The organism is Candidatus Poribacteria bacterium, assembly GCA_028820845.1.
Taxonomy (GTDB): Bacteria; Poribacteria; WGA-4E; order WGA-4E; family WGA-3G; genus WGA-3G.
Genome location: JAPPII010000004.1, coordinates 20,053 through 34,107, shown reverse-complemented (window position 1 = coordinate 34,107; position 14,055 = coordinate 20,053). Strand labels below are relative to the sequence as shown.

At 48.6% G+C, this 14,055-nt stretch carries 7 protein-coding genes; 5 read left to right on the top strand and 2 right to left on the bottom strand.

All coding sequences use genetic code 11. The features are described from left to right. Positions 1 to 2: 2 nt before the first annotated feature. Both OXN25_00725 and disA read right to left on the bottom strand, forming a co-directional pair. Positions 3 to 1,331, bottom strand: coding sequence for a hypothetical protein (locus OXN25_00725; protein ID MDE0423369.1), 1,329 nt, complete (start codon positions 1,329 to 1,331; stop codon positions 3 to 5). 274 nt (positions 1,332 to 1,605) lie between these two features. Continuing rightward, complete coding sequence (gene disA, locus OXN25_00720) at positions 1,606 to 2,697, bottom strand: DNA integrity scanning diadenylate cyclase DisA (protein ID MDE0423368.1); 1,092 nt, start codon at positions 2,695 to 2,697, stop codon at positions 1,606 to 1,608. Between the two features lie 308 nt (positions 2,698 to 3,005). Here disA and OXN25_00715 point away from each other — a divergent pair, with 308 nt between their 5' ends. The 5 genes from OXN25_00715 (at position 3,006) to OXN25_00695 (ending at position 13,994) form a co-directional block, all read left to right on the top strand. Next, positions 3,006 to 3,536 carry a peptidylprolyl isomerase gene (locus tag OXN25_00715; GenBank protein ID MDE0423367.1) on the top strand — a complete coding sequence of 177 codons (531 nt, stop codon included), beginning with the start codon at positions 3,006 to 3,008 and terminating at the stop codon, positions 3,534 to 3,536. A gap of 62 nt (positions 3,537 to 3,598) precedes the next feature. Beyond that, the gene (locus OXN25_00710) at positions 3,599 to 4,654 is read left to right on the top strand and encodes a KamA family radical SAM protein (GenBank protein MDE0423366.1); all 1,056 of its coding nucleotides are present in this window, start codon (positions 3,599 to 3,601) and stop codon (positions 4,652 to 4,654) included. Positions 4,655 to 4,915: 261 nt separating this feature from the next. Next, entirely contained in the window at positions 4,916 to 6,469 is a 1,554-nt protein-coding gene (locus OXN25_00705) for an AAA family ATPase (protein ID MDE0423365.1), read from the top strand. A gap of 538 nt (positions 6,470 to 7,007) precedes the next feature. Further along, on the top strand, positions 7,008 to 10,985 hold the full coding sequence (locus tag OXN25_00700; GenBank protein ID MDE0423364.1) for a leucine-rich repeat domain-containing protein: 3,978 nt from the start codon (positions 7,008 to 7,010) through the stop codon (positions 10,983 to 10,985). Positions 10,986 to 11,174: 189 nt separating this feature from the next. Beyond that, positions 11,175 to 13,994: a sigma-70 family RNA polymerase sigma factor gene (locus OXN25_00695; GenBank protein ID MDE0423363.1), complete on the top strand. Its 2,820-nt coding sequence runs from the start codon at positions 11,175 to 11,177 to the stop codon at positions 13,992 to 13,994. Positions 13,995 to 14,055: the final 61 nt, after the last annotated feature.

The window sequence follows — 14,055 nt, the reverse complement described above, 5'->3', positions numbered from 1 at the left end:
GCTTAGAAGTTTGGCACGTTCTCATAGATTTGCCAGACTTCGTGATGGATTTTCCAAGCGTTCCCAACCTCATGCATCCAGACTTCGCGAATCCAGATATTGTAGAGGGCAGCAGCGTTTTCGTCTGCTGCGGGTGTGACCAATCGGGTCAGTCGATTGATACCGATAATGCTCTCGCCTTCAACCTGAGTGTCCATTTTGACTTTGCTCCACCCATAGGTGTTCATCTCACGAAGGTCAGATTGGAGTTGCTGCAAGTCGATTTTGTTTCGATGTTCTTGACTCTCGTGAATGACCACTTTGTCGGTAACAACACCAGGTGTATAGTACGATAGATGCGCGTCCAAGTTTCTGCTATACCAAGTATTTTCCCAATTGCGAAGTGCAGCCTTCCCGGCGGCAATCTGTGCTGTGGAGAGAGATGTCTGTCCTGTTTTGGGCGGATGAAGGACAGGTTGGCTATCAACGTAGGCGCGCGCCTCTTGTGCTTTCTGTTTTAGATATTCTTCGTGCTGTTTGTCAGTCTGCACCTGACTTGCCTCTGCGAGTTTCTCCGTATAGATCGCAGCCTGCTCGCGGAATTCCCTTCTCAGTGAATTTATCTCAGCGACAACGGCTCGCTTCTGATGCCCTTCCTCTTTAGCCATCCTTTCAGCGACTTCGAGTTTCTGACGAAGGTTCAAGACATCTCTGCCGTAGTTACGGAGTTCAGTCTCTGCGCGCGTGGCGCGTTTCTGAATAGCCTCTAACGTTTTGGAGAGCTCGGCGACTTGTGCGCTATAGGTTGCCCGTTTATCTCTTAATTCACGATTCTTTTCTTCAAGTTCGCTAAGCGTCTGGTTTCGCTTCTCCTGCTTGCGCTGCAGGTCCTGAACCTCTGTTCGGAGTTCGGCGAGTTTTTTTTCTTTCGCACTGAGTGTCTGTCGGAGTTCGTCTGCGCCTGTCGCTTTTTGAAGTAACGCTGCATTGAGTTCAGCATTTTTGGCAATGTTAAGCGCATCCCTCCGTGCGATTCTCGCGTCACTAATCGCTTGGTATGCGAGACGGAGTGCTTCGTCGCCCTTTTTCTCGGCGAGTGCTGTTTTCGCGGCTTCAAGATTAGACACGGCGATTGCAAAGGCATCAGCTGCAAGCGATGGCGCGTCGGCCTCTCGTGCTGCAGCAACGGCTGCCGCTGCGTCCGCTATTGCTGTATCAACTGCTGCGGGTTCAATTTCCCCAAGTTTTCCACCACATCCTGCTAAACCGAACGAAACGAGGAGCAAGCCGATGAGCAAATTTCTGCGCAATACCGAGTTCCCCCTCGGCGATAAAGCGATGAATTGTTTCATTTTGGGACTCCTTTTAAATGTTTTTATTCAATAGTAGGACTTACGCAAAATTGGGGTCAGAACGCCTATTTTGATATGGTGCAGGCACTTTCTATCAGGGCTCGGTGCGGTTGGAAACCGCACCTACCAATGGTGCAGGCACTTTCTATCAGGGTTCGGTGCGGTTGGAAACCGCACCTACCAGGGGAGTGCGTAAGTCCTAAATGGGTTTAATTGTTAGTTTTTGTCCACATAGCATCGTTTTGATAAACGCATCTTTTGAGATTAACTCTCTTCACCATTCAAACGTAGGTGCCGCAAGGGCATGCGGTTGGACAGTAGTGGTTTTCATCTGCGCGAGGGCATCCTTAATGGTTGATGCCCTCGTTTCACCAACACCGTCAACCGCTTGGAGTTCATCAATAGCGGCGGTGTAAATGTTATTCAAATTCTTGAACTGGCGAACGATGTTTTCAATAACACCGAACGGGATTCGAGGCACTTGGCTCAGCATACGATAGCCGCGTGGTTCGAGCATATCGAACGTGTTATGAATGTCGCGCGGATAGCCTAAAGCCTCACTGATATTGCTTCGACTGGCGAGGCTATTCGCATCAAATCTTAGAATTTTCTCGAAGGCTTGAGATCCGTCACGCAGGCTCTCATGATAATAGTCCTTTATAATCAGAAGCCCTCTCTCAATTTCAGATGTGAGTTCCGGCGTGTATTGCAAGGATTCTGCTTCAGTGCCTAACTCAATTCTGTAGCGATTGAGTTCCTGATCGGCGCGCCGGACGCGTTCAGACAATTGAATCGCCGTGACGACATTTGCCAATGTAACACTCCCGCTTAATTCCGCCCAATTCAGAACAGCGACAGCATCCTGCCTGGCTTTGACGTACTGTGTGAGTGCCAGCATCGTCTGGTTCGCACCCGAAAGCAGTATCGGACGCTCTCGGAAAATATAGCGTTGCTCCTTGAGATATAAGGTAAGCGTGCTCCTTGCCTGCGACACAGCCAAGACGATATGATCCGTCTGCTTCGCAAATTTATCGGCTGAGCGGTGACGGAGCCCGGTTTCGCGAGAAGCTATAGCAGGATTGATTCTTAGCGTCACATTGGCACGCACTATCCTTTGTGTATCTTCAGAGAGAATAATGGCACCATCCATCTTTGACAATTCAAACAGGCGCGTCGGTGTGTATTGGCAATTAATTCGGAAACCGCCCTCCGTTAAATCTAAGATTTCCGGCGTATCGCCAACGACAATAAGTCCGCCCATTTCGCCTTGGATAATATAATCAATGCCTTCTCTCAGAGACGTTCCAGGCGACAGTAATTTCAAAATCGCGACGAGATCACGCGTCTTTTGATTTTCTATCAACATGCTCCGCACTTGCAATCACCACCTATATTATATAGAATACCATGTCCAACGCACAAAGGGCAAGTCGATCTCTTCCTTTCCAAGCGTTTTAAAATTTTGTTTGACACGGCGTGCAAATGAAGATATAATGTATACGAATCTTTTATTTCTCCGAGAGTAACCCTGACGTTCTCATCCGTGGAAACTGTTGGAGATTTTTTATTAAACCCAAATAACATTTACGCTGACAACCTCCCGAAGAGTGTCAATTAGCGTAATAAAAAAAGAAAAGGATTTTGTGGAAACCCCCAAATTTTCACACTCAGATTATGCGATTTAGCTTATTCAGTGCGTTCTTAGCGACAGTCATCTCATGTAACGGTGAACAATTACCCTATGTAACGATTGAAACCGAAAAAGGCAACATTATTATTCAACTTTACCCAGAAGCCGCGCCCGCCACGGTCGCAAATTTTGCGAAACTCATCGAATCCGGTTTCTACAACGGTGTGGTCTTTCACCGGTTTGTGCCAGGTTTCGTGATACAAGGCGGCGATCCACAAGGGACAGGCAGAGGCGGCCCCGGATGGAGCATCCGTGGCGAATTCCAAGACTCCGATCTTCGCGAGAAGATGCCACTCCATGAAAAAGGGGTCGTCGCGATGGCCCGGACGCAGAATCCCGATTCAGCCGGAAGTCAGTTTTATATCTGTCTCAGTTCAGACCCGACCCGCTACGCGCACCTAAACGGCAGTTACACTACATTTGGGAAGGTTATTGAGGGCATGGATGTCGTAGACGTACTCCGCGAAGGCGATGTTATGGAGAGCGTGTCAATTGAGAACTATCAAGAAGAATAGCATAGGTGTCATCCATCAGCAATCAGTTAACGCAAATTTAGAAAGGACGGACATGAATAAAAATGGAAGAATGGAAACGTCTCGTTAGAGATACAGTTAACACCCCCGAAAAACTCGCCGCCGTATTCGACGTTGACATAGAGGAGATGCGGCGGATTCACAAAGAATTTCCGATCCGTATTAATCCGTACTATCTCAGTCTTATAGAAGAGCCGGGCGACCCTATCTGGAAACAGGTTGTGCCTGATCCAAAGGAACTGATTAGCACAGGCGTAGAGGACCCACTCCACGAAGAAGACGACAGCGAAGTTCCGAACGTCACTCATCGCTACCCCGACCGGGCACTTTTTTATGTGAACTACATGTGTCCGATTTACTGCCGTTTCTGTACCCGTAAACGGAAAGTCGGCGACCCGTACTCAATCTCTGAAGATAACGTTGAGAGAGGACTTGCTTATATTCAGGCACACCCAGAGATCCGTGATGTCATCATCTCCGGTGGCGATCCGCTCATGTTGACGGACAAGAAAATCGACTATATCGTCGGCGGCTTGCGGGCAATTGAACACTTGGAAATCATTCGGATTGGCTCACGCGTCCCCGTGACTTTACCCCAGCGGATTACGCCTGAGTTGTGTGCGATTTTGAAACAGTCCCACCCTTTTTACATTAACACGCACTTCAATCACCCACGCGAGATTACACCTGAGACGGAAAAGGCGTGTGGTATGTTAGCCGATGCCGGTATACCGCTCGGTAACCAAGCAGTCCTCCTCAAAGGCGTGAACGACGATCCCGCCGTGATGGTCGAACTCATGAAAGGACTGTTGCGTATCCGAGTTAAACCTTACTATATCTATCAAGCCGATCTTGTCGTCGGAACCGATCACTTCCGAACAGCCGTCCAAACCGGTTTAGACATTGTTTCGGCGTTGCGTGGCCATATTTCGGGACTCGGTGTACCGCATTACGTGATTGACGCTCCCGGTGGTGGCGGAAAAATCGCACTGATGCCAGACCCTGTTGTCACTTTCGATGACGATGAAATCCAACTCCAAAACTATGAAGGTAACGTCTATAGTTATCCGAGTACGCCGTTCTTCGATGAGGATTGGTAGCGAAAATTATTCGGATTCGCTGTCGTCAATCTCCCTTTCTCCGACAAAGCCTGGCCTAACGGTCTTAACCCAGATAACGATATTTATAACCGTTTTGAGTAGGGCACTCCACCCGCCAAAAATGGCGGTTACTTTACTGCTGAGGAATTACAATTGATCTTGTAACCTATAGACAACCAGAGTTGCAGCTGGAGTCACATCATAGAAACTTTAATTTGATCGGTACACCGCGACAGCAAGGAGATAGGGAGGTTGTAATTCGTGCTTGAGAGACGCTTAGAAGAACTCGGGAGAAATTTGCAAGGCAAGAAACCGCATCTACCGCATTTTTTGTCGGCAATCCGCTTGGATGGTATCCGTGGATTCAATAACTTAAGAGTTCCATTTGATTACCCGGTAAGTGTAATTGCTGGTGGAAATACGACTGGTAAGTCAACGGTACTTTTTGCCACAGCATGCGCTTATAAGGTGCCGGGTGCGGGGGTTAGGGAATTCGTTCCATCCACACTCTTTCCCGATTATCGCCCTAAACTTGGCAGACATCAAGATATGCAGCAAACGGTCACGATGGAGTTCTATTACCAGACTCCTGAAGGCGAGACCTCCATGCGATGGCGACGTACCAAGGGTTGGAATCGGAGTTTCTTCGGTCGTCAAAACGCCAGTCAACCGGAGCGACAGGTCTATCTCAGAACTCTGAGCAATCTGAGGAATCCATCTGAGGTACGCGGTGTTCTCAGCATGTCGCGTCTGAAATCCGAACCGCCGGAAGAAACACCTCTAACTGCATCACAGATTGAATTTGCCCATCAGATGCTTCCTTTCAGATATTCGGAGGTGGTGAGTCTGGTCAGTGGCAACAAAAACTTGCTTTTTGCTGCCCAAGAAGGCGGTGCGGCTTATTCAGAACTACACATGGCGGCTGGGGAACGTGCGATCCTGCGGTTGTCGAAAGAGATTACGCAACTCGATGGGGCACTCGTTTTGATTGACGAAGTAGAAGCCGGACTGCATCCTTGGGTGCAACAACTACTTATGTTGCATCTACAACAACTTGCACTCCGCAACGATCTCCAGATTATTGTAACATCTCACAGTCCAGTTGTTCTTGATTCAGTCCCTCTCAACGGCAGGATTTTTCTTGACCGAGACGACGCGTCAGTCGAGGTTGTTGTGCGCCCAGCATATCGGGACTTAATTCAGAATGCACTCTACGGACGTTCCAGCGAGATGCTCAAACTGCTCTGTGAAGACGACATCGCTGAAGGTATCTTAGAAGGTATATTTGACTTTTTACTCGCAAAAGAAGGAATGAATAGGGAAGCAATCCGCATTGGACGAGATACTGGGGCAAGTCAGTTTCCAATGCCCGCTGAGACGTTAAGAAAATTCGGTCAGATTCAAAATACTGTTTTCGTTCTTGATGGGGACCAGAGAAATGGTGAAATCGCGTTTAAAATACAAGACGCTGCAAAAAGTACTGTGTCCATACTCTTTCTCCCCAGTAGTGGAGCCCCCGAAAGTTGGGTGTGGGATCGGTTAAAGTACATCCCAGATGCAGAGATCGGACGACTCGGAAACACGCGGTCAGGTTTGTCTAACCTAATGAACCAATTGGATGCGATATACAGTTCAGCATCCGATTCGCCTTCAGAGATTGCCAAAAACAAATTTCAGAGCCTCTCCGAAAGTTTACGTAGAGAGGCATCGGAGATCTGCCGGATCGTTGCACGCTTAGAGGCAGGTCAAAGAGAGAGTGACATTCGGCCCCTTGCGGATGAGCTGCAGGGAATTTTAAGGCAGTGGCGGGAGTAGTACCGCATCCAGTTCTGAAATCAGGGAATGCAGTATAAAATGCAACCAGAACTTCTTAGAGGCTTAGCCGTGCGACTGAAAATCTCTTTGTAGAATCGACAGTAGGAGAAAACTCTGATTCCCACCTCTCCAAAATCCGTGTAATCTGTGCCATCCTTTGCGGAAGAAACTGTAGGGGGGGTTGCCGTCCGCCACAGTCCCATTGTCAAAACCCACGTATTTCTAATCAACCCCACGATCAATTTCCAACCCACTTAACAGGCGTAATGCCTTCCCCATATCATTCAGAAACGTGTGCCGCGGGCAACCGCCTAAAACATGTTCACCACAGAACATTTTGAAAAAAAATCCATTTTTTTTCATTTTATGCACGTTTTCTACCCCAAAATTGTGTCTTAATACGAAGTTATAGCAAAATCCGCAATTGGCGAGGTGTTTTTGCTTGGGTGTTTCCTCAAGGAAACCTCGCCAGTGAGTGGGGTAGCACGCAACCTTTGGAAAACAAAAAATACTATCCACAAACTGGAGGACGCACACCATGAAAACAGCAAGAACTTTTCTTCTAATCACACTAACGCTCATCGCCTTTGGACTCGGAAGTGCTTATGCACAAGAAAACCTCGCCCAACAAGTGTCTGCTATTTTTGAACAGAACTGTCTTAATTGCCACGGAGAACACGGTGCCTTCACCGAGAGTCTCATTATTGAGCATACCACACTCATTGAAACCGGGGCAGTTGTTCCGAGAAGACCGAACGTCTCCGAACTCTATAAACGTCTCATTGAAAATCGACCCGAAAAACGAATGCCGCTTGGACAACCCCCGCTTACACCCGCTGCAACCGATACCATTCGTCGTTGGATTCTGGCAGGCGCGCCGGATTGGGGAAGCACCACCGAAGCAGGCGGACCCTTCATTACACCGCAAAAGATGCTGAATACCATTGAGAGACACGTCAACACACTCGCACCGTTTGACCGAACCTTCGCACGCTACTTTACAATGACGCATCTTTATAACGCGGGTGAAACGACCGAGGCACTGCATGCCTATCAACGCGCACTCTCGAAACTTGTGAACAGCCTTTCTTGGGGACGTGAGGTTATCAGACCACAACCCATTGACCGAGAAGAGACAATCTTCTACATCGACCTACGAGACTACGAATGGGAGATCGGAGCCAACCGATGGACATTGATTGAAGCGGAGTATCCGTATAGTATTGAGTTCAACGCGCCCACGGAGACGACACTCCGTGAAAAATTGACGGCTTTACGTCAAAAAATGAACTGCGACGTGCCATTTGTTCATGTCGATTGGTTCCTTGCGTCTGCTTCACTGCCACCCCTCTATCACGACATTCTGGGGCTGCCTTCGACCGTTCAGGAGCTGGAAACGCGGCTTGAGGTGAATGTCGTCGAAAATCTCCAGAACGCTGCGGGAAAACGCGTCTGGCACGCAGGTTTCAACAATTCGGGGGTCTCAAATCATAATCGGGTTGTGGAACGTCACACATCTCGGTATGGTGCGTATTGGAAAAGTTACGACTTTGCGGGAAGTGCCGGAACGCAGCATATCTTCACACATCCGCTATCTTTTACTTATGATGGTGGCGAGGTTGTCTTCAACTTACCCAACGGTTTACAAGCATACTATCTCACAGACGGGGGTGGGAACCGACTGGATGCCGCACCGATCAGTATTGTTTCCAATCCGGCTGCGAGCGATCCGACCGTTCGGAATGGACTGTCGTGCATCGGCTGCCACACCGAAGGCATGAAAACCTTTGAAGACCAGATACGTCCTGTTATTCAGCAGAACGCCAACCCACCCTATAACAAAGCCCAAGCCTTACGGCTCTACGTGCCGAAATCTGTCATGAACAGCCTTGTATCCGAGGATACCCAACGGTATCGTCAGGCACTTGAGGCGGCAGGCGATATATTTGGCGGCATTGAACCCGCGCAGCGATTCTACGAGGCATTTCAGGCACCGCTTGATGCTGCACACGCTGCGGCAGGTGTGGGTTTAGAAACGGAGACATTTCTTCAGAAGATCCGTGAGAATGCGAGTTTACAAAGTTTAGGGTTGCTGGTCTTGGAGACCGGTACGGTGAAGCGGGATACATGGACATCGAACTTTAGTGACGTTGTTGCTGCGCTGAGTTTTCCTGATAGCAATGTCGTTACGCCAGTTACGCCGCAAACCGACATCATCCCCGGCGCATCTGTTTATATTTCCGATCCAAACTTGCGCGCCGCAGTTGCGAAAGCACTTGGCAAGAGTCCGAATGCCGTAATTACAGCCGAGGAGATGGCAACGTTAAGGACGCTTAGCGCACGAGACTATGACATCCGTGATTTCGCAGGACTGGAGGCGGCGACAAATCTCGAACAATTGAAACTCCGCAGCGAACTCATAACCGATTTATCCGATTTAGCCCGATCCATAGGCAGATTAAAGACACTGAAAGAAATTTGGATAAGCGGAAAGATGATATCCGATTTTTCACCGCTTGCAGAACTCGCCCATCTCGAAGGCATTTCAATTTGGGAGCTCGCTATAGATGATATATCCCCGCTGAGTGCCCTCACAAACTTGAGATGGCTTGACATGGGCCACAACTCAGGGGTGGTATCAGACCTTTCACCACTCGCAAATCTAACAAATTTGAAAAGGTTGGTACTTTATAGTATGGGAGACCTATCAGACCTTTCACCGCTCGTAAACCTAACAAATTTGAGAGATCTGTCGCTTCAGCATAATCGCATATCAGACGTATCGCCCCTCACGTCGTTAAGTCACTTGGAACACTTAAGTCTTGAAGGCAATAATGTATCGGATTTCTCACCTATAGCAGACTTATTCGGGAAGATTCCTATATTCACAGCCGGTAACCCCGGGTTCCCAACAGAGGGCCCGAAAATAGAGGGGCCGTGGTTATGGATGATCGCGCCAACGCCCGGCATGTGGAGCATAGATGCTGCTAAATCCGGCATAGATTTTCTGGCACGGATGAGTAAGGGTACCGTAACAGAACTGGACATCGCAACAAACGGCGTGAAAGAGGGAGCCTCTCTTGGAAACAACGTCTGGACAATCGGCAAAATCTCACCATCACGCGGAAACATAAATGAGGTGGTGAAAACTACAGACTTAGTTACAGACGATACAGCCCGTCATGTTGCTTACGGTTTGATTACCATAGGTTCTCCGAAAAATCAGAAGGTAAATATGCTTGTTGGAAGTGGCGACGCTGTTAAAGTTTGGCTCAACGGCGCGTTGGTTCACAACTATCCGACATCAAGAGGAAACGCGTATTACACAGAATTCTTCCCTGTCATGCTCAGAGAGGGCGCAAACCTTATGTTAGTTGCTGTTTTTGAGAGGGGGAGCAGTGAGACAGAAGAAAACCGTTGGACGGGCTTGTTCGGATTTGAAGACGGCACTGCATACACAGTGATACCGCCGGGTGGCAATTTTGCCTTCTCTTCAACCACAACAAATGTTCTCATTGGCGATAGGTTTACGGTTGATCTCAATGCAGAACACGTCGCCGATTTAGCCGGATGGCAGGTTGATGTCGCATTCGATCCAACGACCCTTGAGGCAGTTGAAGTCAACGAAGGCGACTTCCTGAAGACCGGTGGTGGAACGACTTTCTTTCAAAAAGGAACTATCAATAACAGATTGGGGAAGATTACCGGACTCAGTGCTGCTCACATCTCTGAAGACGGGGTTAAAGGATCAGGTCCGTTATTGTCAATAACATTCGCAGCAAAGGCGAGTGGGAAAACCGAAGTGACACTCAGTGATTTTGAGTTTGGTTCTGCAACAGGAACGGTTATACCTACGGACGCGCCTCACCTCACTATAACTGTGGGAGAATATCCGGCATGGGATGTGAATCAGGACGGACGCGTCAGCATTCTGGATCTGATTCGGGTCGCGCAGCGGTTTGGTGAAACTGCAGCTGCGAACGCTGAAGCAGACGTAAACGACGGTACTATTACCATTTTGGATCTCATCCTCGTCGCCCAACATCTTGGTGAGTCGACAGGCGCAGCGTCCCCTGCCATGCTTGTGATGGACAATATTGAGAACCTCGATTCTGCGATGGTACAGGCGTGGATAGACCAGGCACAACTTGAAGATGACGGTTCTGTTGCCTTCCGAGAAGGGATCGCTTATCTCGAAAGCCTCTTGGCACTGCTTGTACCTGAAGAGACGACCTTACTTCCGAACTATCCGAATCCGTTCAACCCAGAGACATGGATACCGTATCACTTGGCGAATGCGAGTGAGGTGACAATCAGTATCTACAATGTGCATGGCACGCGTGTCCGTCAACTCAATCTCGGACATCAGCATGCCGGTTATTACACAGAGCGGAGTCGTGCAGCGTATTGGAATGGTCGTAACGAAGTCGGTGAACGCGTCGCAAGCGGTATCTATTTCTACCAATTTCAGGCAGATAACGTCTCGCTCCTGCGAAAGATGCTTATTTTGAAGTAGGCGTATACTACGTCGCGTCATAGCGTATATCTAACCAGCTGGTGCGGTTGGAAAATCGCACCAGCACTGCCGTAAATTGACTTTCGCGTTAAAGCGTTGTATATTAACCCAAGGCTGCTGCGAATCTGAGTATACTTCGCTTCAGCGAGAAACGAGGCGAACCCCATCCATTCATCATGGAGGCGTACAATGATAGAAGAAGATGTTCAACTGATCCACAGGATTTTGTCGGGCGATGACGCAGCCTTCACGGCTTTAGTCCGAAAATATCAGAAAAGCGTGCACGCCCTGGCGTGGCGGAAGATCGGCGACTTTCACCATGCCGAAGAGATTACCCAAGACACCTTCCTCCAAGTCTACAATAAACTTTCAACCCTCAAGGACCCCCGTCAGTTTGCTGGATGGCTTTATGTCATGACAAGTCGACGCTGCAGCAATTGGCGGCGAAAGCATAAATCCGAACTCCAGTTGTTGGAGACAGCTATGGAAGCAATTGATAAATCCACATACACCCGTTATGTATCAGAGCAACGCGAAGCTGAATCTGCTGAACATCGTCAGGCCCTCGTCAAGAAACTCCTCGATAAACTCCCAGAGAGCGAACGGACTGTTATGACGCTCTATTATCTCGGTGAAATGACGACTCGCGAGATTAGCAGATTCCTTGGGGTCTCTGTGAATACGATTACCAGTCGTCTGCAGCGCGCACGCCGCCGTTTACAAGAAAATGAAACACTCTTGATACAAGAGACGCTCGGAGGGGTCCAACTTTCTGCTGACCTCGTAGAAAACATCACCCAGAAAACCGTCAATATGAAGTCAACCCCGTCTCCAACTACGAAACCCGTCATTCCATGGATCGCAGCCGGTGCAGCTGCGATTTTGGTGCTGCTGATGCTCGGACTCAGCAACAAATACCTTGCCCGGTTTCAGAGACCCTACAGTTTCGAGGCAGCATCGGAACCGACCATCGAAATTATTGAGACACTCATTGTCCTTGACACCGACGCCAAACCGGCACTTCAAAATCAATTCGGACGTACCCTCATGACCGATGAAACCAATAGTCCCGGATTACAAGGGTCCGAAACAGCCGCAACACCAGGGGCATCGGTGGACTCAGCGGATACCGTCCCTTGGATGCCCGATCCCGCCTTGCGTGCCGCTGTTCGGGAGGAATTGGCACTTCCGGCAGGCGCCCCTTTAACGCAGGAGATAATGCTGGAGCTCCATCGCCTACATGCGAGTGGAAAAGGTATTACGGATTTAAAGGGCTTGGAATTTGCCCAAAATTTAGTGGATTTACATTTAGGCGATGCGGGTAATTATGTCACTGACTTAAGACCGCTCGCTGCCCTCACTGACCTAATCAATCTCAATGTCGGTGGTAATCAAGTCTCAGACGTGAGACCCCTCACGAACTTGACCCATCTAACTGGACTCAGCCTCTGGAATAACCAAGTAACTGATATATCTCCACTGCGTTCCCTGACTGCCCTTACCTACCTGAATTTGGCTGACAATTATGTGGACGATCTCCGTCCGCTTGCAAATCTGATAAACTTAGAAAAATTAGACCTTTTTGACAACCACGTTCAAAACGTTGCGCCGCTCGCAAATTTGAAAAGCCTGAAGCATCTCATCCTGACAGACAATCATATTAAAGACTTCAGCCCACTCACAGGCTTGATGAATCTGCAAGCATTGTGGATCAAGATGAATCCGATACAAGACTTGCATCCCCTCTCCAAACTGAATCTCATAGATCTAAAATACGATGCCGTCGCGGATCCCGCAGTCCAAACACAACCTTCTGAGGCATGGATGCCAGATCCAGCGTTGCGCGCCGTCGTTCGCGGTGAGGTCGGACTCCTACCAGATGTTCCATTGACAAAAGAGAAGATGTTAAGATTGGTGTACCTTGATGCGGGAGGCACAGGTATCCTTGACATCACAGGTTTAGAATTTGCCACGAATCTCAGAGAACTGTACCTGAGTGAGAATCCAATAACAGACTTACGACCGCTCGCAAACTTAACGAAACTTAAAGTCTTACATATCGGAGATGTCTCCCCACCCATGGTAAACCTTGATCTCCATCTGTTGACGAATTTAATAAACTTAGAGACTCTCTCTCTACGAAGAAACGGCATTTTGGATATAGCACCGCTTTCGAGATTGACAAAACTGCGGATATTATCCATTGAAGGGAATCCGATAATAGACTTAAGTCCACTCTACAGATTGAATCTTAGAGAACTCGACGTGAGTAACAGTCCGCTCATAGACGTGCGTCAGTTAGCGCGTCTCACTGCCTTAGAGTATCTCTGTCTGGAAAACAGCGGGATTTCGGATATCCTTCCCCTCGCGGGGTTGACGAAACTGCGCGTCTTGGATATTAGACATAACGCCATCGAAGCCGTACATCCACTTTCGGGGTTAACTGCCTTAGAAACTTTGTGGGTACAGGGAAATCCGATAACAGACTTCACGCCGCTCTCCAAACTGAAGCTCACAGACTTCAAATACGATGTTATCGAACAGACGACCCAACAAACCGATCCCGCCGAAGCGTGGATGCCAGACGCTGCGTTGCGCATTGCAGTGCGCGGTGAGATGGGACTGCTACCAGACGTACCGCTTACGAAAGAAAAAATGCTACGATTACAGGAGTTAAAGGTCTCCGATAAAGGCATCGATAACATTAGTGGCTTAGAGTTTGCCACGAACCTCAGAGAACTTAACCTGAGTCGAAATCCGATAACAGACCTACGCCCACTGGTGAATCTCATTAACTTGGAGCAGCTCTCGCTGGAGGATAGTAAGATAGCAGATATCCGTCCGCTCGCTGAGTTGAAGAGACTGCGGACCTTGAATATTAGAGACAATGCTATTAGAGACATCACACCCCTTACAGGGTTAGTTGCATTGCGGACGCTGTTAACCCAAGGGAATCCGATAACTGATCGGACACCGCTCGTCGGATTGAATCTTACAGAGTTGGATTGAATCCTATAGACCCGATACGATGGAAAAGATAACAAGGAGTTACAGATGTCTATGAGACGAT

Coding starts and splice junctions, on each gene's coding strand:
- OXN25_00725 (MDE0423369.1), bottom strand. CDS start 1,331: ATGAAACAATTCATCGCTTTATCGCCGAGGGGGAACTCGGTATTGCGC.
- disA (MDE0423368.1), bottom strand. CDS start 2,697: ATGTTGATAGAAAATCAAAAGACGCGTGATCTCGTCGCGATTTTGAAA.
- OXN25_00715 (MDE0423367.1), top strand. CDS start 3,006: ATGCGATTTAGCTTATTCAGTGCGTTCTTAGCGACAGTCATCTCATGT.
- OXN25_00710 (MDE0423366.1), top strand. CDS start 3,599: ATGGAAGAATGGAAACGTCTCGTTAGAGATACAGTTAACACCCCCGAA.
- OXN25_00700 (MDE0423364.1), top strand. CDS start 7,008: ATGAAAACAGCAAGAACTTTTCTTCTAATCACACTAACGCTCATCGCC.
- OXN25_00695 (MDE0423363.1), top strand. CDS start 11,175: ATGATAGAAGAAGATGTTCAACTGATCCACAGGATTTTGTCGGGCGAT.